Source organism: Neorhizobium sp. LjRoot104 (assembly GCF_964253725.1).
In the GTDB taxonomy this organism is placed as follows: domain Bacteria; phylum Pseudomonadota; class Alphaproteobacteria; order Rhizobiales; family Rhizobiaceae; genus Neorhizobium.
Genome location: NZ_CAXURS020000002.1, coordinates 612,940 through 637,913, shown reverse-complemented (window position 1 = coordinate 637,913; position 24,974 = coordinate 612,940). Strand labels below are relative to the sequence as shown.

Genomic DNA, 24,974 nt, shown 5'->3' with positions numbered 1-24,974 from the left:
CGTCGCAAGTCGCCCGCCTATCAGACAAGTGCATTCTGCATGATCAGATTGCGTCGTATATCCTCAGAAACAGCCTTCTTTGCCTGCAACCCGAGAGCCGCGACTATGCCGGCAGCGTGACCGGTTGCGAAGGCCGTGCCCATGACCCGTATCGATCCATAGGCGGCCTGGTCGGCGCCGACGACACGTCCTGCGAAGTAAAGATTGTCGAGATCAGCGGCCTGAAGCGCCCCAATCGGAATATCGGCATATCCTTCTCCGCCGAGATCGATGAACCGCGCTCGACCGGGCGCTTCATGCACTTCCATCGGCCAAGCTGCCCGTCCGATGCCGTCGGGCCGTTTCAGGCCGATCTCCAGTGCGGCGCCCGTCATGTCTTTGCGTGAAAGTGGTCTTCGGCTTTCCCGGATTCCGATCTGCGGCCCCGTTGCCACCAGATAGGCGTGTTCGAAGCCAGGCAATTGCTTGAGCAGTGAAAGATTGCGCCATGCTTGGCGTCTCGCCTCGCGCTCGACCGCGCCCAGGCTCACAGACGTTAATCCGTCCGTGACCAGGTCAATCGTCATCCACCAGACATCGCCCGAGATCGGCAGCCGCGACAGCACGCCGCCGTCCGCTCGGGGAATAGCCGTATCGGCCGTTGCATTATACTCACTGATGATACCGGCTAGGCGCGCTCGGTCACTTTCGGCGCCTTGCATGACACCGCCGATCCTGACCGGCATCGAGGCGGGCTGGGCATGGTCGCCACGCAGGCTGTCGAAGGTCATCCGCGCACCTGCCATGGAGGATAGGGCCGCGTCGCCGCTCGCGTCAACGAAGGCCTGGGCGGTGATCGTGATGGGGCCGGCGGGATCGAACACCGTCACCGATACCACACGCTCCTTGTCCATCATCACTGCCGCCAATCTGCTATGCAGCAGAACCTGGACGCCTGCCGTGTCGCACATCCGATCGAAGGCGAACTTGACTGCTTCCGGATCCAGCATGACGATCCAGTTGCCCGTGCGGGAGACCACGGGTGATACAGGCTGTCCGATCGCCGCCAGCTCGCCAAGCAGATCCGCGCCGACACCGCCCACCGCCGCGACCGGCGCAGGACCTTTCTGGTAGAAGCCGCAATAGGCCAGCACCAACGAATTCGCCGCGGCCCCGCCAAGAAATCCGTATTGCTCAATGAGGATTACCCGGGCGCCAAGCCGTGCGGCCGCCACTGCGGCGCTCATGCCGCCTGCGCCGCCGCCGATGACGACGACATCGGCAGTCTCATGCCTGGCGCTAAGCATGGGCCGCTCCGTCCATGATTCCCATAGTTTGCCCGAGCAGTTGCATTTGCGCCCCGGCCATCTCGGCCCCGGTTTGCACCGCGAGGCCGCGTGCGGCCGCTGCCTTGAGGAATGGCGTGTGTTCCGGCGAGGTAATGACCTCGGCGGCCAGTCCGTCCGCCGGCATCTTGTCGATAACATTTTGCGCCACCGGTTGCGCATCGGAGCTGCGCATGCCTGCCGGCGAGCAGTTCACCACCAGATCGAAGGGCCTCGCTTTTCCTATTGCCACGGCGGTGCGGCATTCCGGAAAGGCGGCGGTCAACTTCTCAACCAGCTGACGCGCACGCATCGTGTCGAGATCCTCGATCGAGAGGTCGGAAAGACCGGCCTCCGCCAACGCCTGGGCGATCGCACTGCCGGCCGCTCCCGCTCCAACAAGAAGGGCCGACCTGCCCTTGAGCGAAAAACCTCGCGTGCGGAGCGCTTCGATGAAGCCCGTACCATCGGTCATGTCGCCCGAAAGGCGGCCGTCCGCATGACGCCGCACGACATTGACAGCGCTGAGAAAGCGAGCGCGCGGGCTCAGGTCATCGACAAGGCGCGCCACCGCGTTCTTGTGGGGAATGGTGACGACAAAGCCGTCGAGGTTTCCCCACCCGCGCGCCATCCGCATGAAATACCCGACATGCTCAGCCCGCAGGTCGAGCGCGATCATGGCGCGGTCGATACCTCTTTCCTCGAAGTAGCGGTTGAAGTTTTCCGGTGATTTTACCTGGATGATGGGCGAGCCGATGATGGCAACCAGTCGGGTAGATGCACCGATCATATCGTTCCAATCCGTTGTGTAGCATCAACATAAGGGCGGCCGAACCATTGACGCCAATATATAAAACGACAAGATGCATAATCAGGATTTATAGCTTGACCGCGGGGAAGCGTGATCACTCCGAAGCTGAAGGAACGTCATCTCGAGATCTTCCGCATCGTCATGGCGACCCATTCGCTGACGGCGGCCGCACGGCATCTCGGCGTGTCCCAACCCAGCCTCTCCGTCGCGATCAAGCGGCTGGAGGACCAGTTGGGCGTGGCGCTGTTTGCGCGCATCTCGGGGCGCATGGTGCCGACGGAGGAAGCACAATTGATCCTGACGGAGGTGGAGCGCGTTCACCAGCAGTCGGAAATGCTGTCCGATGTCGTCTATGCGATCGCACGCGGCAAGGCGACAACCTTCCGCTTCGGCGCCACGCCGAGCATCGGCATGCGCCTGTTGCCCAAGGCGGTGCGGCAGTTGCAGCTGAAGGGCACGGCCGGCACATATTATTGCGATTCCTTGCCGCAGCGCGATGTCCGGGATTACCTGCTGTTCGGGCAGGGCGCCTGCGTGGCGACCATCGCCATGGTGGAGGACCCGCTGATCGAGACCGCCGAGATCGCCAAGGCAAACCTCGTCTGCGTAGTTCCGGCCGGCCATGCCCTGGCGTCCTGGGCCTCCGTCACGCCTGTGGATCTCATGGGCGAATCGCTGATTTCCTTTGCGCCCGCCACAACGCACGGCCTGCATATCGACGAGACCTTCCGTCGCTGGGGTGTTGTCCGGGAAACCTCGGTCTTCGTGCATTTCGTCGAGGCCGCCTTGTCTTTCGTCACCGAAGGTATAGGCATCACCATCCTCGACGCTTTCTCGGCAATGGACTGTACATCGAGTGGTCTCGTTGCCATACCGATCGAGAACAGTGTGACGATATCGGCCTATGTGCATTCCTGCCGGCTGCGACCGCGCCCGGTTGCCGCCGATGCGCTGATTGCCGAATTGCGCGCCATCGCAGTCGACGCATGCGGACGTTGAGGAGATGCGAGTGTGACTGATGTGGAACAGCTTTTCCCGGGATTTGCCGAGCTTGTGATCGATACCGGAGATGTCAGGTTTGCGGTTCTGACCCTCGGCCAAGGGCCGGTGATCCTGCTTTTGCACGGCTATCCGGAAACGCGCGCCGCCTGGCATCGCGTAGCTCCCAAGCTCGCCGAAACGCATACCGTGGTCGTGCCCGATCTGCCGGGATATGGCAGGAGCCGCGTCACGGCCGATGCCGACGGCGCCGGTTCGAAGCGCCGAATGGCTGCCAGCCTCGTCGCCATGATGCATATCCTGGGGCATGAGAGGTTCGCAGTAGTCGGGCACGACCGTGGCGGGCGGGTCGCCTATCGCATGGCACTGGACTTTCCGGACCAGATTGCCGCTCTGGTTTCCGTCACGGTCGTGCCGACGCCGGAAATGTGGGAGGGTGCGAGCAAGGCCTTCGGCATGGGAGCCTGGCACTGGTTCATGATGGCCCAACCAGAGCCATTGCCTGAAAGATTGATGAGCGGAGATCCGCGCTATCTGCTGGACAGAACGCTGGAAAAAATGGCGGGCGGGCTGGAACGGCTGCACCCACAGGCTCTTGCCGATTACAGGACAAGCTTCGATGACCCCGATGTTCGGCATGCCATGTGCGAGGATTATCGCGCTGGTGCCGCCACGGACGAGACAGACGACCTGGCGGACAGGGCAGCCGGGCGGCGCATCGCAGCGCCCGTGTTGGTGATGTGGGAAGCCGGACGGCGCTATGGTGGCGGACGGGAGCCACTCGATATCTGGCATGACTGGGCAGATGATGTAGAAGGCGAAGCTCTGGAGGGTGGCCACCTGTTGCCGGAAACAGCGGCAGGACAGGTCCAGGAGCGTATCCTGGCATTTCTGGGAAGGGTTGGTCATGGCTCGTGACGATTTGGATGACTACGGAAAGAGCCCGACTGAACAGCTTCTCAGTCTGCGCCAGATCGAGGTATTCCACACCGTCATGGAGGCGCGCTCGATCACCGGCGCGTCCAAGGTGCTCAACGTGTCGCAGCCGGCGCTGAGCCGCACGATCAGGCGAGTCGAGGACGTCCTTGGCATAGCCTTGTTCACCCGGGACCGGAACGGTCTGGTACCCACGTCAGAAGCGCTTGAGATCTATTCCGAAATCGATCCCGTGCTGCGGCAATTCGCGGGCGTCGGCGCACAGATCGAGCGCATTGTGCGAGGCGAGACCGCCGTTTTCCGCATCGGCTCGACGGCTAGCGTGGCGCGCGCTCTGGTACCGCAGGCGTTGCGTGAGCTATCGCAGGAAGTTCCCGGCATCGAGCTTTTCTTTGATGTGCTGCCGGTCGACCAGATCGAGGATTACCTGACCACAGGCCGAGGAGAAGCACTGGTGACGCTTGCTTTGCCCGACCATCCGCTGATCGAGGTCGAGCCGGTCGGACGGGCCGACCTCGTGGCCGTCATCCCGCGCACTCATCCCCTTTCGACAAAAGCGCTGATACGCGCCAGCGACCTGGCGGGCGCGGATTTCATAGCCTTTGCCGCCGGCGGGGCCCATCAGCGCGTCGTTGACAGCTTTCTCGACAGCGCTAAGGTCAAGGTGAATGCACGCGCTGTTGCGCGTTTCTCCGACACCGCTCTTGCGCTTGCCAACGAGGAAATGGGCATCGTCCTGGTGGACTACATGACCACCCTTGGCCCCCTGGGAGGCAACCTTGTGGTTCGGCCGATCGAAGAGGCGCCGCAGTTCGAGATCTCGGTGCTGTGGAACCGCCGACGGCCGCATTCGGCGAACCTGCAGAAATTCATCGAAATCCTTGGCAGAAAGCTCTCCAATCTGCCCGCCTTGACTTGATTATGGCCGATGGACGGCGCGAATCCAGAGCCGCGCCCATGCTTTGAAGGCATGGGAGACATAATCATTGTTGGTTGTCATCCGGGGGAGTGGGTGGCAATGAGGGCAAATGGCGCCGGGGAGGCGTCCTTTATCGGAGGAGACAGACATGAATTTTACAGTGAATCGCCGTCAGGCCCTTCGGGGCATGGGCGCTTTAGCAGCTGTTTCGGCTTTCGGCCTTCCTGCCCGCGCTGCAACCCGCAATCTTGCCGTCCTGCACCTGGCCAGCCACGCACCCAGTTTCATCGCTTTCGAACGCGGTTACTACAAGGATGCAGGCCTTGATATCGAGCTGAAATTCTTCGAAGCGGCTCAGCCCATGGCCGTTGCAATTGCCTCCGGCGATGCTGATTTCGGCGTGACCGCGATGAGCGGCGGCCTGATCAGTCTAGCGCAGAAGGATGCGGTCAAGGTGATCGGTGGCGCGCTGACTGAAGAGAAGGGCATCACGGGCGCCATTGTACTGGCATCGAACAAGGCCTATGACGCCGGTCTGACCGACCCTTCGAAGCTGGCCGGAAAGACCTTCGGCATCACCACCGCAGGCTCGTCCTTCCACTTCATGGCCCACAAGATCGCCAAGGCGACCAATGTAAACCTGTCAGACATCGAACTGCGTCCGCTGCAGAAGCTTGGCGCCATCATCGGTGCACTATCGACCGGTCAGATCGACGCCTGGGCCATTCAGCCAAGCGTCGCCAAGAAGATGATCAGCGAAGGTGCTGCCAAGCAGATCGGGCTCGTTTCGGATTATGCGCCGAACTACCAGGTGACAACTGCCTTCACCTCGACCAAGAATGCCAGGGACGAGCGGGCTATGACGGAAGCTTTCGTCAAGGCCTATTCCAAGGCAATCGCCGACTATAATGCGGCCTTCGTAGACAAGACCGCCGATGCTGGCGAGGTCGATGCACTGGCCCAGATCGTTCACAAATATGTCGAGAGCGACAGCCCGGCCGACGTGGCGAAGCAGAACCTGATCGATGGCTCTATGCGGATCAACCAGGGCCTCGCCCTATCGCTGGACAGTTGCGTGGAGCAACTCGAATGGTTCAAGTCCGAAGGCATGGTCAAGGAAGCGATCACCAACGAACAGCTCTTTGATTCATCCTATGTGAAGACGATCTGATCGCCCAAAGATCGGAATGCGGAGGCGCCTGGGCCTCCGCGAGGAGATCCCATGGACCTTAAACTTAGCAATATCAGCCACTACTACGGAGCAGTCGAGGTCCTCAAGGACATTACGCTCGACATACCGCAGGGACAGATCGTCTGTCTGATCGGTCCGTCAGGTTGTGGCAAGTCCACTCTCCTGCGTTTCCTAGGAGGGCTTGAGCGCCCCTCAAAGGGCGAGGTCCTGCAGATAGGCGATGCGCCACGGGACTCCCTCAACCCGTTGACCTACGTTTTTCAGCATTTTGCACTTCTGCCCTGGCGATCGGTCGAAGGCAATATCAAGCTTGTTCTGGAAGACCACAATCTGACCCGTCGCGAGATGGAGGATATCGTAACAGACGTCCTGGAACGGACGCGTCTTTCCGACTTTCGCACGGCCCTTCCCAAGCAGCTGTCCGGCGGCATGCGCCAGCGCGTTGCCATCAGCCGAGCGCTTGCCGTGCGACCCGCCGTCATGCTCATGGATGAACCCTTGTCGGCGCTCGACAGTCAGACCCGTGAACTGTTGATGGATGACCTGATCTCGCTCTGGACCCGCCAGCCTTTCACATCTGTCTATGTGACCCACAATCTCAACGAGGCGGTGCGCCTTGGCCATAGGGTGGTCGTGCTATCACGCCGGCCAGGCCGGATCCGAGAAGTCGTCGATATCGACATTCCTCTGGAAGATCGCCATCTCGGAGACCCACAGTTGGAAGCCAAGCAAAAGCAACTTTGGGATCTCATGCGCGAAGAAGCGATGGCAGCCGACAAGGAACTGGTCAATGTCTGACACTATAACGACAGCCGGCGAGGTCCCCTTGATCGTGAAGCCCGATCAGAACGCCAGTCGCAGCACGGCGGTCAGTTTCCGCGGCGGCGGCTTTGCCCCGGTGCCCGTTCGCGGCGTCGGCATCATCGTCTTCGTCGCGCTCATCGCGCTTGCGGAGGTTGGCACACGCAGTGGCTTCATCTCAAGCCTCACCCTGCCGCGGCCCTCTGCTGTGCTCGACACCTTCGTGCAACTCTGGAAGACCGGGCTGCTCTGGAAGCACCTGCTGCCCTCGATGCAGAGACTGATCGTGGGCGGACTGCTGGGCATATCCGTCGGCATCGCGCTTGGCGTGATGATCGGGCTGTTCAGCTATGTCCGCGCCGGCCTCGTTCCGCTCGTCGCGGCACTGTTTCCAATCCCCAAGATTGCGCTTCTGCCATTGTTCGTCATCTGGTTCGGCATTGACGAGATGTCGAAATACATGCTGATCGCCTTCGGCACCTTCACGCCCACCGTGGTCGCCACCTACGGCGCGGTCGACAATGTCGATCGCTCGCTGATCCGTATGGGCCAGAGTTTCGGGCTGAGTTGGTGGTCGATCGTGCGCAAGATCGTGCTTCCCGGCGCCTTTCCGGCGATCCTGTCGGGTCTCAGGGTTTCAATCTCGATTGCCATCATCCTGCTGGTCGCGGCCGAAATGCTTGGCGCACAGTATGGCGTGGGCTCGTACATCCTCGAGGCCGGCTCGCTCTACGACCTGGAAAAGCTTTTCGCCGGGGTAACGATCCTGTCGGTGCTGGGTCTGATCGTCAGCTTTGTCATTGGCCAGATCGAAAAACACTTTCTCAGCTGGCGCGGATAAGATCCGCGGCACGACTTTCTGGAGATCGCAAGATGCTTGCACTGCAAAAGACCCTCGCTGCCGAGGGGCTGGAATTTCGCACGCCTGCTGAACCTGTCCTGAACCCGGGCGAAGTTCTGATCCGGGTGCATTCCGCGGGAATTTGCGGTACCGACCTCCATATCGCGGAGTGGACGCCCGGATACGAGTCGATGCAAAGCGCAATGCCCATCACGCTGGGCCACGAATTCGCAGGGACGATCGATAGTGTCGGCCCAGGCGTTGCGCAGGACGTCGTGGGAACGCGGGTTACCGCGCGCCCTTCGGTCACCTGCGGCCGATGCGCGCCCTGTCTTGCCGGCGACGAGGACAATTGCAGCGGCCGCAAAGGAGTAGGCATCGGGCGCAACGGAGCCTTTGCCGAACTGGTCAGCGTGCCCTACCGCAACTGCCATGTCGTGCCGGAGGGTCTCGACATGGACATCGGGGCACTGACGGAGCCGATGACCGTCTGCGCGGAGGCTGTGGCCACCGCAGAGGTCCGCCCTGGCCAGACGGTGCTGGTGATCGGACCCGGTTTCATCGGCCAGGGGATTGCCATACTCGCGAGGGCCAAGGGCGCATCGGTTGTCATCGTTGGCAGGAATGACCAGACCCGCCTGGAGACCTTGGCCAATAGCGGCTTCCAGCATGTGATTGACACCGCCGACACCCCGCTTCAACCCGCGCTCGGCGCCTTTGCGCCCTTCGATTCAATCATCGAAGCGGCAGGCGTACCCTCACTGGTCGATGCCTGCCTGCCATTTCTCAAGAAGCGGGGCATATTCACAATTGTCGGCATTCATCCGAGACCTGCGGAAATCGACCTGACACGGCTGGTGCGAATGCATCAGCAGATCCGTGGTTCGTATCGCGCTCCAGCCGCGACCTGGGACGAGATCCTTTCGTTTCTGCGACAGAACCAAGAGATCATGCGCGATCTGATTTCGCATCGCTTCCCGCTTTCGGATGCGCTTGACGGTTTCAGACTGGCGCACGCGCGCATCGCCTCCAAGGTCATTCTGCGGATCGGGTATGGCTCATGACGAAGGCCTTTCTGTCCCTTTGGAACGATTATCCCACGACCTTTGCCGACGAATACGAGGTTTGGCATACGTTCGAGCACGTGCCCGAAAGATTGACGCCACCGGGCATCCGCACCGCGCGGCGCTACGGTTCCGTGGTCGATGGCGAGGTCAGCCACTATTTCACGCTGTACGATCTCGACAATCTCGAGACGATCCAGCATCCGACCTATCTGGATCTGGTGCGCAATCCGACGCGCTGGTCGGAGAAGATGCGCCGGCATTTTTCCAATGTTCTGCGCATACCGGCCGAATGCGTTGCCTCCGGCGGCCGGGGGATGGGCGCCCACGTGCTGGTACAGGCCTATTCCGTCGATCGCAGCCATGCCGGCGGCTCTTGCACCAAACTGGCACTGGTTCTTCAGGATCTGGTATCGACCGGGCAGATGCTCTCCTATCGGATCGGGCTTGCCGAACCGAACCAGAAATACGAGGTGTTCGAGCAGGAACCACAAATGGATACCGATATGCTCAATGTAGTCGTGCTGGTCGAAAGCAGCAGCCGTGGCGGACTGGAGCAGGTCCGTCCAGCAATTGCGACCGCGGCGAAGGATATGCTGCAACCGCAGGCCAATCTTCGCGATGGGCTGTTCGAGCTACTTGTCAGCTTTCATGACGGTGAAGTACCCGCCAACCGATCTCAGATTCTGGCCGGCGAGACGATGAGGTCGCGGTTCACGGAGGCCAGTTGAGGAAAACGCCGCCCCGCAAAACCGAAAGCTAACTTGCAGCCCATTCATTTTGCATTGCGGCATTGCACTTTTTCGAGGCGCAGGACCGTGTGTCTCATTTCGCTTCCTACCGGATTGGACGAGCGTCGGGAGGGCCCGTCGCGTGGGACAGAATGCGGCTTCCAATCAAGGCAATCCTCGTTTTTCATGCTGCGGAAGATCTGAGCGTCACTCCCTCGGCCGTCAGCCAGCAGATACAATTGCTTGATGATGGCCCGCCCTTCCGTGAACATCGCGCGTGATGCGCCGTCGTGGAAGGACGAGGAGCCGATCCATGTCAACCCATGGATTGCTTCAGGAATCCGGGCATATCCGCCGCACTCTGTTCGATCGCGTTAATGAGCGACATGACGGTGGGCGGCTGGGGGCGGCCGAGTGCGGTGATCACCCCCCAAGAAAAGGGAATGTGGAAACTGAGCGGAATGACGCTGACGCCAGTGATCGGCAAGCCGAAGATCGTGGCAGATTCAACGACGGCAATTCCCAAACCCGCCCGCGCCAAGGACATCGACACATATGTGGCATTGCTGTCGATGATACCTTGCGGAACTATGCCATGCTCCTGCATTGCCTGATTGATCCGCATGCGCAGGCGATAAGGATTGGCGGAGGCGATCAATCGCCGAGTAGACAGATCGTGCGGGGTCAGCACCGATCTCTTCGCCAGCTCGTCAGATGCGGAGATGATGGCGACGCACGGCACCTCGCCAATCCAATGTACCTCGACGCCGGAATTATCGACCGGCAGGCTGGCTATGCCCACATCGGCGGTACGTGAGACAACAGCCTGCACGACGTTTTCAGAGGCTATGCTTTGCAGATGTACCTGGTTTGGAAAAAGGTCCGCCGATAATCGGCCGAGCGCCTGGGGTACGATGCTTGCTGCGATCGCCGGTATGGAGGCGATTTCTATTGGCCTTGCCTGGGTGCTGGCGATATTGCGGGCACGCTCGCTGATAGTGCGCAAGCCACCCAGGAAAAGCTCCGCCTGCACGTAAAAATCCGTTCCCTGCGCGGTCGGTGCGATGCGGGGGCCATTGCGATGGAGCAGCAGGAAGCCAAGCTCCTGTTCCAATTCCTGGATCAGCCGCGTCACAACCGGCTGTGACTTTCCCAAAGCCTTGGCAGCACCGGTCATGCTGCCGATCGAGATGACCGCGACGAAAGCTTCCAGCTGTTTGGTATCAAGATATTGTGGGATCATCAAATGTCCGAAATCGCTCACTCTGAAGAAGCTCCATCATCACACGGATTGCCACAATGCCGGCCGGTTGTCGAACGGATCCAACTCGAAGCGGAAGTCTGGTTTTTGCATTTGCAGCAGCACGGGCTTTTCTGCGCGATAGATCGGCCAATCGCCCGCTGGAGAGATTGGCGTCTCATCGCGGATGAACGAGACCCAGACATCATGCAGTTGGCTGCCGAACGCCGTATCGGTCACGGCCTGACGTGCCGGCAGATGGCTCACATCCATGCCGGCGCGGTACCAGACCTCGCCGACCTCCGCTCCATGCGGGGCGCCGAGTTCATCGGCTTCAATCGGACCATAGAGATATTTATAGACCGGCTGGCGTTCAGAATGCAGCCGGGCAAACCGCGTCGCCGGGTTCTGGAAAACCAGATCGCCGCCAACCGCGCGCCAGATTCCCCGCGGCGAGTGGTCTGGCAATGCGCTGCGATAACGCCGAACGATATCCGCCCCTGTGAGGCCAAACGCACGAACACGTTCGTGAAGCAGCTGGGCGGCAAGGTCGAAATCCATATCCGGTTGCGCCGTCGCATGCGTGGCGTATTCGCCGGTCGTGCAACCGATCATCATCGGGACCTGCGCAACGCGGCCCGCATCCGCTGCGGCCTCTGGATGCTCGAGCAAAGAGACACCATCGATCACGGGTACAAAAGGAACGCCCAGCATGGCTGCCGAACCGTCCCGGTCAAAACTGTGACGTTCATAGGACTGGTTGCAGAGATCGCGTTGCGCCACCATCAGCGCCGCAATCGAAACCTCCTTCAGTCCGGCTTCCGTCGTCTGCAGCGCCTCCTGCATGCGTTGCGTCAGCTTTTGCGCGTCGTCCATGGTAGCGATAGCCGTGCTTGCGCCACTCTGCGGCATCGCCCGGGCAAACAGGCCCTTGGCCGCGGGCATCGCCATTACGGCAGCGACCGAAAAACCGCCGGCGGAACGGCCGGCGAACGTCACCCGAGCCGGATCGCCGCCAAATTGCGCGATGTTGTCGCGCACCCACTGGAGTGCAGCGATCTGGTCCAGCAGGCCCCGATTGTCCGGCGACCCGTCATTGAGATGCAGAAAGCCTAAGGCACCGAGGCGGTAGTTGACGCTGACCTCGACCACGCCGCTCGCCGCAAAGGCGCCGCTCTGCAGCACCGTCTCATTGGCGGAGCCGAGCGCATAACCGCCGCCATGGATCCACACCAGCACCGGCGCAGAACCTGCGACCGACGGCGTCCGAATGTTGAGCGTCAGGAAATCCGTGCCGAACTGCAGTCTGGAAGCCGCGGCATTGCCGACCGGCCCATAGGTGGGGATCTGCGGGCAGATGCTGCTGAGGACCTTTGCCGAGCGGACGTCTGACCAAGGCTCGACAGGCTGCGGCGCCAGGAACCGCCTCTCTGTAGTCACCGGTGCGGCATAGGCAACGCCGAGGAATACGGTCAGGCCGTCTTCCTCAAAACCTTCGATACGCCCGGCATTTGTCTCGACGATCGTCATATCATAGCGCCTTGCGGAGACCGATCAGCCGCTCGACGGCGATGACGACACCGATCGAGATAAAGATCAGGATCACCGAGAGCGCCGCAATCTGCGGGTCGGTCGAATATTCGAGATAGTGGTAGATTTCCGTCGGCAGGGTCGATGCCTTGACCGACACGATGAACAACGAAATGGTCGCCTCGTCGAAGGAGATCAGGAAGGCGATCACGGTGCCGGCGATCAGGCCGGGGCGCACCAGCGGCAGCGTGATGCGCCAGAAGACCATCAGCGGCGATGCGCCATGCACCAGTGCTGCCTCTTCCACGCGGGTATCGACGGCCATCAAGCTCATGGTGATGGTGCGCACCGTGTAGGGGATGGTAATCCCGAGATGGGCAAGGATGATGCCTGGATAGCTGTCGAGCAGACCGAGGGGCGCCATGACCAGCATGATGCCGACCGCCAGCACGATATGCGGCACAAGGAAGGGTGCAAGGATGAGAAAGTTGACGGCGCCCTTGCCGCGAAAACGATACCGGACCAAAGCCAGCGACAGCATCATGCCGGCCGACACCGCGACCACTCCGACAATGGCCCCGATGATCAGGCTTCGGCCAAAAGCCGAGATGAATTTTGCGTTGGCAAAAACCTTCGCATAGGAGCCCAGCGAAAAACTCTCGGGCGGAAAAGCAAGGTATTGGCGGGTATCGAAGGAGATGATGAATACAACGATGATCGGCGCCAACAGGAACACGTAGAGCAGCACGATCAGCGTGTTCCAGGCAACCCGACCGAGAAGCGGACTGTTTTGCATGGCCGACCTCACGCTTCGAGCGATCGCAGGGCGCGCTGATAGAGAAAGATCACGCTGCTGAACAGGACAAGCAGCAGCATCGACAAGGCAGCGGCAAGCGGCCAGTTAAGGGTCACCGTCGCCTCGTTGAAGACTTCGGTGCCGAGCACGAAGACGCGCCCTCCCCCCATCAGCCGCGGCGTCACGAACGACGAGATCGCCAGAACGAAGACCAGAAGCGCTGCGGTGAGGACACCCGGCAGTGACAGTGGCAGAATGATACGAGTGAAGATCTTGAAGCGATTGGCACCCAGCATCGCGGCGGCCTCTTCCAACTGCGCATTCAGCCGGCCGAAGCCGCTGAGCATGGCGAGAATAGCGTAGGGCATAAGGATCTCGATCAGCGCAACTGTTGCCCCGAAACTGTTATTGGTCAGCCGCACCACACCGGATGTCAGCGACACCGACTGCAGCGTGCTGTTGATAACACCACGATCCCCCAGGATAACCATCCAGCCATAGGTGCGCACCACCGAGGAGGTGAGCAGGGGCGCAACTGCCAGCGCTGTCAGAACGCCACGCCAGCGGCTTTCCGTCCGCACCAGGAACAGTGCAATCGGAAAGGCAAGGATGACAGCAAACAGTGCCACATTGAACCCCAGAACCAGCGTATTCCAGGCGACACGCCAGTAGAAGGGGTCAAACAGCACCGCGATATAGGATGCCAGCACCCAGTCCCCGCCGCTCAACGCGCCGATGGTCGAGGAGGCAAACGACGCCCGAAACAGCCAGATCAGCGGCAGCAGAAAGGTCACGCCGAGCGCAATCAGGCCCGGCAGGAGCAACATGAGGAGGACACCGCGCGAAACATTCGCAGACGGCGGCGCGGCGGAGGGGGATGTTGCGGCAGTGCTCATCAGACGACCTGCCCGATGAAGGTGACGTCTTGCGGCGCAACAGAAAGTGTCACTTCGCTGCCCTTTTCCGGCAGAATGCCGGCGTGGGTGAGCAGGTCGGCCTGCAGCCTGTAGTTGCCGCTTCGCACCGTCAGCGTCAGGATCTGGCCACGATAGACGACGTGTTCGACAGTGCCGGCAAAACAGTTGATGCCTTCCGCGCGGCCGAGCGCAACCGCCAGGCGGTGCGGCCTGATCATCAGCCTGACCGTTGAGCGGACCGGAGCGTCGCCGACAAACCGCAACGGGCCGAGCCCTTCAACGATGGCAAGACCGGGTTCGACCACCTTGGCGGTATAAAAATTGCCGGCGCCGATGAAGGAGGCGACGAAATCGGTCTGCGGACGATCGAAGATCTCGCGCGGCGTGCCGATCTGCTCCAGCTTTCCGTTCGACATCACGGCGAGCCGATCGGCCATCGACAGGGCTTCGTCCTGGTCGTGGGTCACGAAGATCGCGGTGACACCGGTGCGCGCCTGGATTTCCCGGATTTCATCGCGCATCTCGTCGCGCAGCTTGGCGTCGAGATTGGAGAGCGGTTCGTCGAGCAGCAGCAGCTCCGGCTCGATCACCAGCGAACGGGCGATTGCCGCGCGCTGCTGCTGACCGCCGGAAAGCTGGGTTGCCTTGCGGTTGCCGAGACCGGTCAGCTTGACGAGATCGAGCGCCCTGTTGACGCGCTCGTCGCGTTCGGCCTTGCCGACCTTGCGCATCTCGAGGCCGAAAGAGATGTTTTCGGCGATCGTCATATGCGGAAACAGGGCATAGGCCTGGAAGACCATGCCCATGTTGCGCTTGTAGACGGCAATCGAGGAGATATCCCGTCCATCGAGGCGGATCGCCCCGGATGTCGGGGCGACAAGGCCTGCGATCATCCGCAGGATGGTTGTCTTGCCGCAGCCCGAAGGGCCAAGCAAGGCCAGCATCTCGCCACGCGGCAGCGAGAAGCTGACAAGATCGACGGAAGGCTTCTGGGCGCCGGGATACGTCTTGACGAGACTATCGATATTGACGTGATGATCAGCCATGACGGCCAGTTTCCTTGCAAAGATCAGGTATTGAGGATCAGTTGAACGCAATCACTTCGCGGTTGATGCGCTGGATCCATGCGGAATACTTCTCGGCGACGAAACTCCAGTCGAGCGACATCTGAGCGGCCTGAGCTTCCTTCGAGCCATAGATGCGCGTGGCAACGGCATCGCTGAGTTTGACCTTGGTATTGACCGGTCCGTAGAAGCTTTTCTCGGCAAATGTCGCCTGGGCATCAGCGCTCAGGGCGTAGTTGATGAACAACTGCGCTGCCTCGGCATTGTGTGAACCCTCGACCAAGCCAACGGTATTGGTTTGACCGATCGAGCCCTCCTTGGGAGCTGCAACCGCGATCTTGCCACCCTGGCTATCATGCAGGAACTGGGCGCGGCCGTTCCAGCATACAGACAGATCGACTTCACCGCTCTGAACAACCGCATAACAATCCGGTGCCGGTTCCCAGGTGGATACGTTGGGCGCAAAGGCCTTCATCGCCTCCATCGCGGGTTCGATCGACGTCTTGTAGTCGGCACCGGCGATCCTGTTGAGAATCGGGATCAGGATGACGCCTCGGGTATCGCCGAGCTTGGCGGCAATCTTTCCCTTGTATTTCGGATCTGCGAGATCCTTCCAGCTGGTCGGAGGGGTCTTGACGGTATCTGTGTTGTAGAGGATGGCGAGATTATCCTGCGAGAAGGCAACCGACTTATCGCCGTCGAGGCGGGCCCAATCCGGCATGTCTGCAAGTGCCGTGACCTTGGCCGGATCGAGCTTGGCAAAGATGCCGTCCTTGTTGGCCTTGATGGCGACGGCGACGTCTATCAGCGCCACGTCGACCTTGGGGTCTGCGCGCTGCAGCGTCAACAGGGCGAGGGTTTCAGCCGAATTTTTGCTCGGCTGATAGGTCACATCGATGCCCGGATATTTCGTCTCGAAGGCATTGATGATGAACTTCTGATAATTGTCTGCAAAGACACCGGAGAAACCGACGATATTAACGGTTCCCTTGATGGACGATGCATCCTGCGCAGAGGCGCCGGTCGACAGGGATGCGATGCAGAGAGCGAACGCGCCAAGACCGGCAAGCGTTCGGGAAATTTCAGACTTCAGGTGTATTGTCATGACTTTCTCCAGTTTGCGTTGTTTGTTTTTTATACGCTTGCTTTGTTCCCCGGGCGCGCAAGGCGCGCCCTAAATTATTGATGTAGTGAGCATTTCTTGCCAAGCGACGGCAAGAGACAAGACGCTACGCAGCAGGCTGCCAAGCGGCATCGAGAACCCGCAGCCAGTTCTTGCCAAGCAGTTTCAGAACCCGTTCCTCGCTCCAGCCGCGCGCCAGCATACGGGCTGTAAGGTTCGGCATTTCGGTCATGCGCTGAATGCCCTGGGGCTTGTTGATCTTGACCGAGCCGAATTCCGTGAGGGTGCGCGCCGTACCCTTGTCTTTGTTGGCCCAGAGCAGCCAGGGACCCGGACGGGGGCGGTCCAGCGAGAAATCGGTGCCGATGCCGACATGATCCTCACCGACGAGATCGATGACATAGGACATGGCATCGAGATAACTTTCGACCGTCGCGTCATTGCCATCGGCAAGACCCGGTGCAAACAGGCTGATGCCGATAATGCCGCCCTTGCTGGCGCAGGCGGTGAACAGTTCATCTGGCTTGTTGCGCTTCACATCTTTCAGGGCGCGCGGCAAAATATGCGAAATGCAGACCGGCGATTTCGAATATTCGATGATGTCGGCGCTGGTCTTGTCGCCGACATGGCTGAGATCGCACAATACGCCGACCCGGTTCATCTCCGAGAGCACTTCCTTACCGAACCCGGTAAGACCGCTGTCATTTTCCTCCAGATAGCCGGCGCCGGAATAGTTCTGGGTGTTATAGGTCATCTGCATGATGCCGACGCCCAGATCCTTGAAGATTTCGACGTAATCCAGCTTGTCTTCCAGCGGCGAGGTGTTCTGCCAGCCGAGGATGATGCCGGTCTTGTTCTCGGCCTTGGCGGCATGGATGTCGGCCACGGTGCGAACCGGACGGATCAGGTCGCTGTTGTCACGCAGGAAATGTTTCCATTGCGAAACGTAATCGATGCCCTCCCGGAAGTTTTCCCACAATACGGTCGAAACGTTGACGGCGGTAATCCCGCCGGCGCGCATCTCTTCAAAGATCGGCCTGCCCCACTGGCTGGTCTGCAGGCCGTCGAATACGATGGCGCGATCATGAAGCTGCTTGGCATCGGTCATCAGGCGATATCCTTGAAATTGATGGTATTGTTGCGATCGGCGAGCCTGCGCGCGACGAAATCGAGACGATCCTGACCCCAGAAGATGTCTTCGCCGACCACGTAGGTGGGCGTCCCAAATATGCCGAGCTGTTTGGCCTCCTCAAGATTGCCGTTCCATTCGGCTATGATGGCATCCGGCTGAGGATCGACGACCAATGCCTCTGCCTGCGGGCCGACCGTGCGTGCCGCAATCTCGCGCAACACGGAAAGATCGGCGATATCGCGGTCCTCGGCCCAGAGCGCTCGCTGGATGGCGAACGAAAAATCGAACGCGGCGAGGCCGGCCTTCTGCACGGCAATCACCGCCTGGGCAGCCGGCTCGATGGTGCGGCAAGGGTAAAATTTCGGCTTCAGATTGAGCGGAATTCCCAGATGCCGGCTCCAGCGCCCAAGCTCCACTGCGTGGTAAAGTTGGCGCGCGTCGGGACGCGTACGCAAGGGAATACCGCCATTCGCCTCGATGAGGCGTATCGGCCGCAGCTTGACGGAGACGCCGGCATCATGTCCGATCTTTACCGCGCGGCGGGCACCGAAATAGGCCCAGGGCGACGAGATGCCGTAAAAGATCTGCAAGGACAGCGGCTCAGGTGGATACATTATAAATTTCCTCGATCATGTCTGCGTCCTCCCACTCGTCGCCAAAAAGTTCGGGCGTATCGAAGGCAAGGAATTTGTCGATATGGGTCTGCCGGTCTTCGACGAAGATCGAGCGGGCCAAGCCTTGCGCGAGACGAGCCGCGCCATCGCTGATTGAAGGAATGCCGCTCGTGATCTTGCCGTGCGAGGGAACCGCCGGATAGGCAAAGCAGTACAATCTGGAAACCTGACCGTCGGCTTCCGACTTCGGCAGGAATTCGAAATTTGGCCCAAGATACGGCATCGACGCGAGCCCCTGATGCTCCATGCCGGGTGGTGCCGTGTAGGCATCGCCCCAAAGCCTGATCCGGCCGGCCAGTTCGGCAAACTCCGGACGCCTGGCGAAATCGACTGCAAATCCTGTCGCGAAGATCACCTTGTCAGCAGCATATTCGCCCTTGGGTGTGGCAATAATCACGGCTCCAGCCTTTTCGCGCAGATCGCGGATCGGGCTACCGAGATGAAAAAATGCGTTTTCGTGGCGGGACACCCGTAGCACGCTATGGCGCGGCGGCGGTATCTGCGTGCGCTCACCTTCCAGCATCAGCACCCATTTGTCTGCGTCCGGCAGCCCGAGATATCCTTGTGTCATGCCCTGGCTACCGACACCGGTGAATTTGTCGATGCGGGGGATGTCCTTGCGGCGGATGAAGATATCCACCCGGGCAGCGCCAGCTTCGAGCGCGGCCGCGGCATTGTCCATCGCGGAGGCACCTGCTCCCACCACGGCGACGCGTTTTCCGGCAAGGGCGGTCACGTCGATCATATCGGCGCCGTGGGCGACATAATGTCCAGGAACACGCGACACGACATCCGGCAGGCTCGGCGCTCCGAGACCATCCAGTCCGGTCGCGATGACGACCCGGCGGGCCAGCACCTTCTTGAGGCCGCCCGGCGAGCCATAATGCAGCTCGACCATGCCATCATCCCGCAGATGCATCGCGTGAACGCCGGCATCATTGGTAACAGGAAGATCGAGAACCCTACGATACCAGACGAGATATTCCATCCACTGCGTGCGCGGGATGAGATTCATTCTGTCATAGGCTTCCGTGCCGAATTGCATTTCGAACCAGGCCCTGAAAGTCAGCGACGAGATGCCCAGTGCCGGACCTGCCGCTTCCTTGCGGGTGCGCAGGGTTTCCATGCGGGCATAAGTGATCCATGGCCCTTCGAGGCCGGCCGGCGCGCGGTCGAAGGCGCGCGCATTGTCGATCCCAAGCTTTTTCAAAGCGGCCAGCGCCACCAGGCCGCAAAGTCCGGCGCCGATGATGGCGACATCCAGAACCCGCTCGCAATCCACGAAACAGGGCGGCACCCAACTCTTCGGAGGGAGGTTGAGCCACAGCAAGTCCTGCTTCAGGCGCTGCTCCAGATGCTGGAGGGATCGAGGCTGCGAGACTGGCATTTATCCCCACTTCTGAATTATGTTCATTTTACATATACAGGATGCCATTATCTGAAAATTGAATTTAGAGAATGAATGGGAATTAGCAAGCGTTATTTTCAGGCGCTTTGCGCTACTGATCTTCCTGCGTATGCGTGCCGAATGCGCGTTGAGAATGCGGTCCGTTTAGGCCGCCGAACGCAATGAACACCTATGGATTCTTTGCTGCGGCAAGAGCCACTGCGCCCGTCGGTATGCACGGTGCATAGAGTAAACTGATCACCCGGCGGCGTTGTCGCGTTGTTGGTGGCTTAGCGGTTGATGGCCAATCGATCGCGATGAACATGCCGATCGTCAGCTACAGGAAGCACCACTACCAGCCCAGTCTGGCAGATATCTTGCTGGAAGCGTCCTTGAGGAGGACGATGAAGCGATCAACATCACTTCGTTGCGTGCGGAAAGCCGGCGCACCAATATTAACCGCAGCAATCACAGAGCCGTCGAAGGCAAGGACAGGTACCGACACCGAGACCAGTTGCTCGCTCACTTCCCCAAAACTCACGCAATAGCCCTGGCGCTTGATCTTTTCCAGTTCCGAAATCAGCTTGTCTCGATCCGTGATCGTCCGCTTCGTCATCCTCGGCAGGATTTCGGGGATCATCTGCTGCTGAACTTGCTGGTGGAGATAGGCGAGAAGCACCTTGTACGAGCCTGCAGTAAGTGGCCTCCGACGCCCGATCATCGCCTGTACGCGTAGATCTCGCATTGGCTCGAACTTAGCGATGCAGAGTGATTCACCATTGTCGATGATGCGCAGTTGGGTGGTTTCGTTCGCCTTCTGCCCGAGTTCTTCCAGGATCGGATTAGCAATGCGCACCAGATCGACCTGGGTCGATGCGGCCGTTCCGAGCACGATCGCCGTCGTGCCCAGACGATAGGTGCCGGTATCGCTCTTGCGGACGAGGCCACGCCGTTCCATTGTGCGTAACATGCGCAAAATTCTTGGTTTCGTCTCACCGATGTTTTGCGCGATCTCCGTTAGCCTGACGTCAGGATTTTTGGCCACATTCAGCAACACGTCGATGCACACATCAACGGCCTGTACGATATTGTTTTTTTCTGTTGAATTGTCGTCCATTTGGCGAAATTTCTTGCCGTCGCGATACTGCGGAGATTGCCACAGAGAGCATTACGACTAGCGTAACACACTTGATTTCTGTTTGACAGCATCCTTTGGCGGCCTTTACCAATTCGGTCAGGAGTGGATGGGAACCCACTCGTTCCGACCCCGTACAAGGTCGGCGAAAGAACGCTAAAACTGGGATTGAGAAAATGGCCGTAAAGACACTAAAGCGGGCAGCGATCACGCTGTTCGGCACGATTGCTATTCCTGCAATGGTCGCAGCGCAAGAAGCTCCGCTGACGATCGGCATGTCGACGACGCCGACCACTCTGGATCCGCACGAGGACAGCTCGGCGCCGAACAATGCCACCTCGCGCCACATCTGGGACAGCCTGATCAACCTCACCGGAACATCTTCCAACGCGCCGGAACTTGCGACCGAATGGAAGGCCGTCGATCCGACCCATTGGGAATTCAAGCTGCACAAGGACGTCAAATTCCATGATGGCAGCGAATTTAATGCCGACGACGTCATAGCATCGCTTCTGCGTGCCCGCGACAAGCCGAGCCAGGGCTTCGCCTCCTACACCCGTAACATCGCCAACGTTACGGCCAAAGACCCGCTGACGGTTGTCATCGAGACGAAAGTGCCGGATCCGCTCCTGCTCAATTCCGTGAGCCGGATCCGCATCATCAGCGCCGCCTGTAAGGACGCGCCTGTTACGGATTTCGACAACGGCAAGTGTGCGATCGGCACAGGCGCCTACTCCTTTGTCTCCTACCAGCCGGGCAGCAATCTGACGGTCAAGCGCAACGACAGCTATTTTGCCGGGCCGTCTCATTGGTCGAATGTCACCCTGCGCTTCCTGCCGGATGACGGTGCGCGCCTGGCATCGCTCCTGTCCAATGAGATTGACATCATCGAAAGCTTGCCGGCCGACGGCATGGCCCGCGTCGAATCGAGCAAGAACCTGCAGATCGTCAACGGCCAGTCTTCTCGCTTCGTCTACATGGGCATGGACGTGAGCCATGATGTGTCGCCCTTCCTCAAGGCTGCAGACGGCTCCGATCTCGGCAAGAACCCGCTGAAGGACGAGCGCGTCCGCAAGGCGATGCTGATGTCGATCAACCGCCCGGCGATCGTCGAGCGCGTCATGCAGAAGAACGGTACGGTCGCAGACCAGTTCGTCGCGGAAGGTTATGCCGGTCACTCCGAGAAGGTCCAAACCGTTAAATACGATCCGGCTGCCGCCAAGACGCTTCTGGCCGAGGCCGGTTATCCGGCTGGCTTCAGCCTTACCCTGCACGGTCCGTCCGGCCGCTACGTCAAGGATGCGGAAGTGCTCCAGGCCGTCGGTCAAATGTTCACCCGCATCGGCATCAAGACGAAAGTCGAGGTCATGCCGTGGTCGATGTATTCCGAAGCCTATTCGAAGGGCGCCTACAGCGTCTATCTCGGCTCCTGGGGTGTAAATACCGGCGAGACCACTAATCCGACCGTCGCCCTCGTCGCCACCCGCGACGAGAAGAAGGGCACTGGCCGTTACAATGGCGGTGGCGTCTCCGACCCAAAAATCGACGAGGTACTGGCCAAGGCAAGCTCGACGCTTGATGAAGCCGAGCGGACGCCTCTGCTGGAAGAACTCTCGACCCAGACCTTCGACAATCTCTGGCTCCTTCCGATGCACTACGAAAACGTCGTGCTCGGCGCCAGGAAGACCGTGTCCTACACGCCCCGTGGCGACAAGTACACGCTCGCCTACGAATTGAAGCCGGCAAAGTAAACCACGAGAATATCGGGGCTGCGCGATTGCAGCCCCACTCTATTTCCCCCCAGGAGACATTCATGCAGGAACTCGGAACGGGCGAAGCCGTCGCTCGGGCGAAGGCTATCTATGACTATGGCCAGACGGCGATTTTCGCCTCCAAGGTCGACCCACGCCTTCATATGGTTCTTTATGTACCGCCGACGGCTGCGGACGGCCGCAAGCTCGACCTGCTCGTCGCAGTTCACGGCACTGGGCGTACCTCCGCCCTCGACTTCCGCGACGGCTTTGCCGAGTTCGGCCTTTACAACGACTGCGCCATCCTGTGTCCGATCTTCCCGGTCGGCGTTTTGGGCGACGGCGCGCGCTCCGGTTACAAGTTCATCGCGGAAGGCGACATCCGCTACGACCGGATCGTCATCGCCATGGTCGAGGAAATGGCGGAGAAATATCAGCAGGACTGGTCCAAGTTCGCGATCTTCGGCTTCTCCGGCGGTGGTCATTTCAGCCACCGTTTCGCGATCCTGCACCCCGAAAAGCTCTGGGCGGCCTCCGTCGGCGCGCCGGGCTCCGTCACCCTTCTTGATCCGAGCCGTGACTGGTGGGTCGGCATCCGCGATCTGGAAGCTCGCTTCGGCAAACCGTTCCAGCCCGAGGTACTCGCCAGGATCCCGGTCCAGATGATCGTCGGCGACGCCGATCTGGAAACCTGGGAAATCACCCACAAACCGGGCGGCAAGTATTACATGGAAGGCGCCAACGACGCGGGCAACACCCGCCCGGAACGCCTCGCCACGCTTGCGCAATCGTTCCGCGATGCCGGCGTAAACGTGACGCTCGACCGCGTGGCGGGCGTGTCCCACGACCGGGTCAAGGTGCTCGGCCACGTCAAGGCCTTCCTCGCCAAGGTACTGAAGGACCGTCGCGCGAAATGAACAATGCAACCATTGTAGCCCCGCAGCCGGAAGCCGTGGAAGCCGGCGCGGAAGTTCTCGAACGCGGCGGCAACGCCATCGATGCGGCGCTCGCCTGCGCCTTCGTCCAGGGCGTCGTCGATCCGCAGATGTCGGGCATCGGCGGCTTCGGCTCGATGCATGTCTACATGCCGAAGAAGGGCGTCCACGAGATCCTCGAATTCTATGCCCGGGCTTCGCTCAAGGCGACGCCGGACATGTGGCTGCACAAGATCAAGCACCAGAGCCGCGACGGTTTCGGCTACGTGCTGGAAGACAATATTTCAGATATCGGTTATCACGCCGTCTGCACGCCGGGATCGCTTAAGGGGTATGAGACGGCCCTGCGCGACTACGGCACCTTCGACTGGGCCGACCTGATCAAGCCGGCCATCCGACTCGCCCGCAACGGCTTCATGATCCGCAACCACATGCACTGGTACTGGGCCAAGGACCAGTCGGGTGACGGCTTCGCAAACACGCTCGACAAGCTGCGCTTTTCCGAAACCGGGCGGCGGGTCTATTTCCACGAAGACGGAACGCTGAGGAATGTCGGCGACCTGCTGATCAACAAGGATATGGGCGATACGCTCGAGCGGATCGCGCAAAGCGGCGGATCCGACATCTTCTATCACGGCGAACTGGCCGAACAGATCGCGGCCGACTTCAAGGTCAATGGCGGCCTGATCGACGAGGAAGACCTGGCGAGATACGAACTGTCGCGGGTTTCTCCCATCTGGGGCGGGTATCGTGGCAATCGCATCGCCACGTCCCCCCCTCCGGGCTCGGGCTTCCCGCTGCTGGAATTCCTCCACATCATGGAGCAGTTCGACGTTGGTGCAATGCAGCACTCCAGCGCCGAGCATGTTCGCATCCTCTTCGAGGCCATGAAGCGGATGACGATCGACAAGGACTCACATATGGGTGATCCGACCTATGTCGACGTCCCCTACGAGAGGCTTCTGTCGAAGGAACATGCACAGGCGCAGGCGCGCTCGATCAAGGCGGGCGAGATCGCCAATGTCACTCGGATCGACCGGTCCCAGCGCGAAACCACGCATATCTCGGTGATTGATAAAGATGGCAATGCCGTTGCGATGACCCATACGCTCGGCAGCCCCTCCGGCGCCATCACAGACGGTCTCGGCTTCATGTATAATGGCACGATGAGCCGGTTCAATCCGGTTCCCGGCAAGCCCGGATCGATCGCGCCGGGCAAGCGCCGCCCGAGCTCCGCGGCTCCGACGATCGTCTTCAGGGACGGCAAGCCAAACATCGTCATCGGCGCACCGGGCGGCAGCTATATCGCGCCTGCGGTCGCCCAGTGCCTGATGAACATGATCGACTTCGACATGTCCGTGCTCGAAGCCGTCGCGGCACCGAGGATCGTCGGCGTGTCGAACACGATCGACATCTCCAATCGCATCCGTCACTCTGTCGAAGGCGAGCTGAAAGCGCAGGGCCACCAGGTGGCGCGGTCGCCCCAGACATACGCGTTCGCCGCGGTTCATGCGATCAAGATCGAGGACGGCATCTCCAGGGGCGCCGCAGATCCGCAACGGGACGGGATGGCGATCTCCGTCGGCTAGTGCATCGGCCCGAAATCCGGATCAAGCTTTCGGAAAAGGCGATGCGCAGGTTCTAGAATGCTACAGCGTCTCCTATGCGCTAAATGTGCGCACAGGAGACGCT

Annotated in this window: 23 protein-coding genes and 1 pseudogene; 12 read left to right on the top strand and 12 right to left on the bottom strand. The window is 60.2% G+C overall.

The genetic code is table 11. The annotated features are described in order from the left end of the window. Positions 1-20: 20 nt before the first annotated feature. Together ACSQ8R_RS25240 and ACSQ8R_RS25235 are read right to left on the bottom strand one after the other, a co-directional pair. On the bottom strand, positions 21-1,286 hold the full coding sequence (locus tag ACSQ8R_RS25240; RefSeq protein ID WP_436256083.1) for an FAD-dependent oxidoreductase: 1,266 nt from the start codon (positions 1,284-1,286) through the stop codon (positions 21-23). Beyond that, entirely contained in the window at positions 1,279-2,094 is an 816-nt protein-coding gene (locus ACSQ8R_RS25235) for a shikimate dehydrogenase family protein (RefSeq protein WP_436256082.1), read from the bottom strand. The genes ACSQ8R_RS25240 and ACSQ8R_RS25235 overlap by 8 nt, the downstream gene beginning before the upstream one ends. Positions 2,095-2,205: 111 nt before the next feature. Between ACSQ8R_RS25235 and ACSQ8R_RS25230 the strand changes: the two genes are divergently transcribed. The 9 genes and pseudogenes from ACSQ8R_RS25230 to ACSQ8R_RS25190 form a co-directional block, all read left to right on the top strand. After that, entirely contained in the window at positions 2,206-3,114 is a 909-nt protein-coding gene (locus ACSQ8R_RS25230; RefSeq protein WP_436256081.1) for a LysR family transcriptional regulator, read from the top strand. Between the two features lie 12 nt (positions 3,115-3,126). Further along, the gene (locus ACSQ8R_RS25225) at positions 3,127-4,032 is read left to right on the top strand and encodes an alpha/beta fold hydrolase (RefSeq protein ID WP_436256080.1); all 906 of its coding nucleotides are present in this window, start codon (positions 3,127-3,129) and stop codon (positions 4,030-4,032) included. Continuing rightward, complete coding sequence (locus ACSQ8R_RS25220; protein WP_436256079.1) at positions 4,022-4,969, top strand: LysR family transcriptional regulator; 948 nt, start codon at positions 4,022-4,024, stop codon at positions 4,967-4,969. The genes ACSQ8R_RS25225 and ACSQ8R_RS25220 overlap by 11 nt, the downstream gene beginning before the upstream one ends. Before the next feature lie 148 nt (positions 4,970-5,117). Beyond that, positions 5,118-6,140, top strand: coding sequence for an ABC transporter substrate-binding protein (locus ACSQ8R_RS25215; RefSeq protein WP_436256078.1), 1,023 nt, complete (start codon positions 5,118-5,120; stop codon positions 6,138-6,140). 51 nt (positions 6,141-6,191) lie between these two features. Further along, entirely contained in the window at positions 6,192-6,959 is a 768-nt protein-coding gene (locus ACSQ8R_RS25210; protein WP_436256077.1) for an ABC transporter ATP-binding protein, read from the top strand. Next, positions 6,952-7,803, top strand: a complete 852-nt coding sequence (locus tag ACSQ8R_RS25205; RefSeq protein WP_436256076.1) for an ABC transporter permease — start codon at positions 6,952-6,954, stop codon at positions 7,801-7,803. Before ACSQ8R_RS25210 ends, ACSQ8R_RS25205 begins: the two co-directional genes overlap by 8 nt. A gap of 32 nt (positions 7,804-7,835) precedes the next feature. Continuing rightward, a complete protein-coding gene (locus tag ACSQ8R_RS25200; RefSeq protein ID WP_436256075.1) occupies positions 7,836-8,867 on the top strand; it encodes a zinc-dependent alcohol dehydrogenase in 1,032 nt (343 codons plus the stop codon). Further along, positions 8,864-9,598, top strand: a complete 735-nt coding sequence (locus ACSQ8R_RS25195; protein WP_436256074.1) for a hypothetical protein — start codon at positions 8,864-8,866, stop codon at positions 9,596-9,598. The genes ACSQ8R_RS25200 and ACSQ8R_RS25195 overlap by 4 nt, the downstream gene beginning before the upstream one ends. 152 nt (positions 9,599-9,750) lie before the next feature. Next, positions 9,751-9,846: pseudogene (locus ACSQ8R_RS25190) on the top strand (LysR substrate-binding domain-containing protein); the annotation flags it as partial. Between the two features lie 68 nt (positions 9,847-9,914). Here the strand turns inward: ACSQ8R_RS25190 and ACSQ8R_RS25185 are convergent. From ACSQ8R_RS25185 to ACSQ8R_RS25140, 10 genes are all read right to left on the bottom strand, one after another. Continuing rightward, positions 9,915-10,862 (bottom strand): LysR family transcriptional regulator, encoded by a 948-nt coding sequence (locus ACSQ8R_RS25185; RefSeq protein ID WP_436256073.1) that lies wholly within the window; start codon positions 10,860-10,862, stop codon positions 9,915-9,917. Between the two features lie 18 nt (positions 10,863-10,880). Further along, positions 10,881-12,368: a carboxylesterase/lipase family protein gene (locus ACSQ8R_RS25180; protein ID WP_436256072.1), complete on the bottom strand. Its 1,488-nt coding sequence runs from the start codon at positions 12,366-12,368 to the stop codon at positions 10,881-10,883. Between the two features lies 1 nt (position 12,369). Further along, positions 12,370-13,164: an ABC transporter permease gene (locus tag ACSQ8R_RS25175; RefSeq protein WP_436256071.1), complete on the bottom strand. Its 795-nt coding sequence runs from the start codon at positions 13,162-13,164 to the stop codon at positions 12,370-12,372. 8 nt (positions 13,165-13,172) lie between these two features. After that, positions 13,173-14,060, bottom strand: coding sequence for an ABC transporter permease (locus ACSQ8R_RS25170; protein ID WP_436256070.1), 888 nt, complete (start codon positions 14,058-14,060; stop codon positions 13,173-13,175). Continuing rightward, complete coding sequence (locus ACSQ8R_RS25165; RefSeq protein ID WP_436256069.1) at positions 14,060-15,127, bottom strand: ABC transporter ATP-binding protein; 1,068 nt, start codon at positions 15,125-15,127, stop codon at positions 14,060-14,062. The genes ACSQ8R_RS25170 and ACSQ8R_RS25165 overlap by 1 nt, the downstream gene beginning before the upstream one ends. Before the next feature lie 37 nt (positions 15,128-15,164). Further along, entirely contained in the window at positions 15,165-16,250 is a 1,086-nt protein-coding gene (locus ACSQ8R_RS25160; RefSeq protein WP_436256068.1) for an ABC transporter substrate-binding protein, read from the bottom strand. Between the two features lie 124 nt (positions 16,251-16,374). Next, positions 16,375-17,376 (bottom strand): membrane dipeptidase, encoded by a 1,002-nt coding sequence (locus ACSQ8R_RS25155; RefSeq protein ID WP_436256067.1) that lies wholly within the window; start codon positions 17,374-17,376, stop codon positions 16,375-16,377. After that, complete coding sequence (locus ACSQ8R_RS25150; RefSeq protein ID WP_436256066.1) at positions 17,376-18,014, bottom strand: 2-hydroxychromene-2-carboxylate isomerase; 639 nt, start codon at positions 18,012-18,014, stop codon at positions 17,376-17,378. The genes ACSQ8R_RS25155 and ACSQ8R_RS25150 overlap by 1 nt, the downstream gene beginning before the upstream one ends. Continuing rightward, the gene (locus tag ACSQ8R_RS25145; protein WP_436256065.1) at positions 18,001-19,461 is read right to left on the bottom strand and encodes an NAD(P)-binding domain-containing protein; all 1,461 of its coding nucleotides are present in this window, start codon (positions 19,459-19,461) and stop codon (positions 18,001-18,003) included. The genes ACSQ8R_RS25150 and ACSQ8R_RS25145 overlap by 14 nt, the downstream gene beginning before the upstream one ends. 352 nt (positions 19,462-19,813) lie before the next feature. Then, entirely contained in the window at positions 19,814-20,578 is a 765-nt protein-coding gene (locus ACSQ8R_RS25140) for an IclR family transcriptional regulator (RefSeq protein ID WP_436256064.1), read from the bottom strand. 194 nt (positions 20,579-20,772) lie between these two features. On the opposite strand from ACSQ8R_RS25140, the gene ACSQ8R_RS25135 reads away from it, so the two are divergent. The 3 genes from ACSQ8R_RS25135 to ggt all read left to right on the top strand — a co-directional run bounded on the left by ACSQ8R_RS25135 (position 20,773) and on the right by ggt (position 24,871). Next, on the top strand, positions 20,773-22,347 hold the full coding sequence (locus ACSQ8R_RS25135; protein ID WP_436256063.1) for an ABC transporter substrate-binding protein: 1,575 nt from the start codon (positions 20,773-20,775) through the stop codon (positions 22,345-22,347). 62 nt (positions 22,348-22,409) lie between these two features. After that, entirely contained in the window at positions 22,410-23,264 is an 855-nt protein-coding gene (locus ACSQ8R_RS25130) for an alpha/beta hydrolase (protein ID WP_436256062.1), read from the top strand. Continuing rightward, positions 23,261-24,871 carry a gamma-glutamyltransferase gene (gene ggt, locus ACSQ8R_RS25125; RefSeq protein ID WP_436256061.1) on the top strand — a complete coding sequence of 537 codons (1,611 nt, stop codon included), beginning with the start codon at positions 23,261-23,263 and terminating at the stop codon, positions 24,869-24,871. The genes ACSQ8R_RS25130 and ggt overlap by 4 nt, the downstream gene beginning before the upstream one ends. Positions 24,872-24,974: the final 103 nt, after the last annotated feature.

Excerpts from the sequence above, each read along its gene's own strand:
- ACSQ8R_RS25240 (WP_436256083.1), bottom strand. The coding sequence starts at position 1,286 with ATGCTTAGCGCCAGGCATGAGACTGCCGATGTCGTCGTCATCGGCGGC.
- ACSQ8R_RS25235 (WP_436256082.1), bottom strand. The coding sequence starts at position 2,094 with ATGATCGGTGCATCTACCCGACTGGTTGCCATCATCGGCTCGCCCATC.
- ACSQ8R_RS25220 (WP_436256079.1), top strand. The coding sequence starts at position 4,022 with ATGGCTCGTGACGATTTGGATGACTACGGAAAGAGCCCGACTGAACAG.
- ACSQ8R_RS25215 (WP_436256078.1), top strand. The coding sequence starts at position 5,118 with ATGAATTTTACAGTGAATCGCCGTCAGGCCCTTCGGGGCATGGGCGCT.
- ACSQ8R_RS25210 (WP_436256077.1), top strand. The coding sequence starts at position 6,192 with ATGGACCTTAAACTTAGCAATATCAGCCACTACTACGGAGCAGTCGAG.
- ACSQ8R_RS25205 (WP_436256076.1), top strand. The coding sequence starts at position 6,952 with ATGTCTGACACTATAACGACAGCCGGCGAGGTCCCCTTGATCGTGAAG.
- ACSQ8R_RS25200 (WP_436256075.1), top strand. The coding sequence starts at position 7,836 with ATGCTTGCACTGCAAAAGACCCTCGCTGCCGAGGGGCTGGAATTTCGC.
- ACSQ8R_RS25195 (WP_436256074.1), top strand. The coding sequence starts at position 8,864 with ATGACGAAGGCCTTTCTGTCCCTTTGGAACGATTATCCCACGACCTTT.
- ACSQ8R_RS25180 (WP_436256072.1), bottom strand. The coding sequence starts at position 12,368 with ATGACGATCGTCGAGACAAATGCCGGGCGTATCGAAGGTTTTGAGGAA.
- ACSQ8R_RS25175 (WP_436256071.1), bottom strand. The coding sequence starts at position 13,164 with ATGCAAAACAGTCCGCTTCTCGGTCGGGTTGCCTGGAACACGCTGATC.
- ACSQ8R_RS25170 (WP_436256070.1), bottom strand. The coding sequence starts at position 14,060 with ATGAGCACTGCCGCAACATCCCCCTCCGCCGCGCCGCCGTCTGCGAAT.
- ACSQ8R_RS25165 (WP_436256069.1), bottom strand. The coding sequence starts at position 15,127 with ATGGCTGATCATCACGTCAATATCGATAGTCTCGTCAAGACGTATCCC.
- ACSQ8R_RS25160 (WP_436256068.1), bottom strand. The coding sequence starts at position 16,250 with ATGACAATACACCTGAAGTCTGAAATTTCCCGAACGCTTGCCGGTCTT.
- ACSQ8R_RS25155 (WP_436256067.1), bottom strand. The coding sequence starts at position 17,376 with ATGACCGATGCCAAGCAGCTTCATGATCGCGCCATCGTATTCGACGGC.
- ACSQ8R_RS25150 (WP_436256066.1), bottom strand. The coding sequence starts at position 18,014 with ATGTATCCACCTGAGCCGCTGTCCTTGCAGATCTTTTACGGCATCTCG.
- ACSQ8R_RS25145 (WP_436256065.1), bottom strand. The coding sequence starts at position 19,461 with ATGCCAGTCTCGCAGCCTCGATCCCTCCAGCATCTGGAGCAGCGCCTG.
- ACSQ8R_RS25140 (WP_436256064.1), bottom strand. The coding sequence starts at position 20,578 with ATGGACGACAATTCAACAGAAAAAAACAATATCGTACAGGCCGTTGAT.
- ACSQ8R_RS25135 (WP_436256063.1), top strand. The coding sequence starts at position 20,773 with ATGGCCGTAAAGACACTAAAGCGGGCAGCGATCACGCTGTTCGGCACG.
- ACSQ8R_RS25130 (WP_436256062.1), top strand. The coding sequence starts at position 22,410 with ATGCAGGAACTCGGAACGGGCGAAGCCGTCGCTCGGGCGAAGGCTATC.
- ggt (WP_436256061.1), top strand. The coding sequence starts at position 23,261 with ATGAACAATGCAACCATTGTAGCCCCGCAGCCGGAAGCCGTGGAAGCC.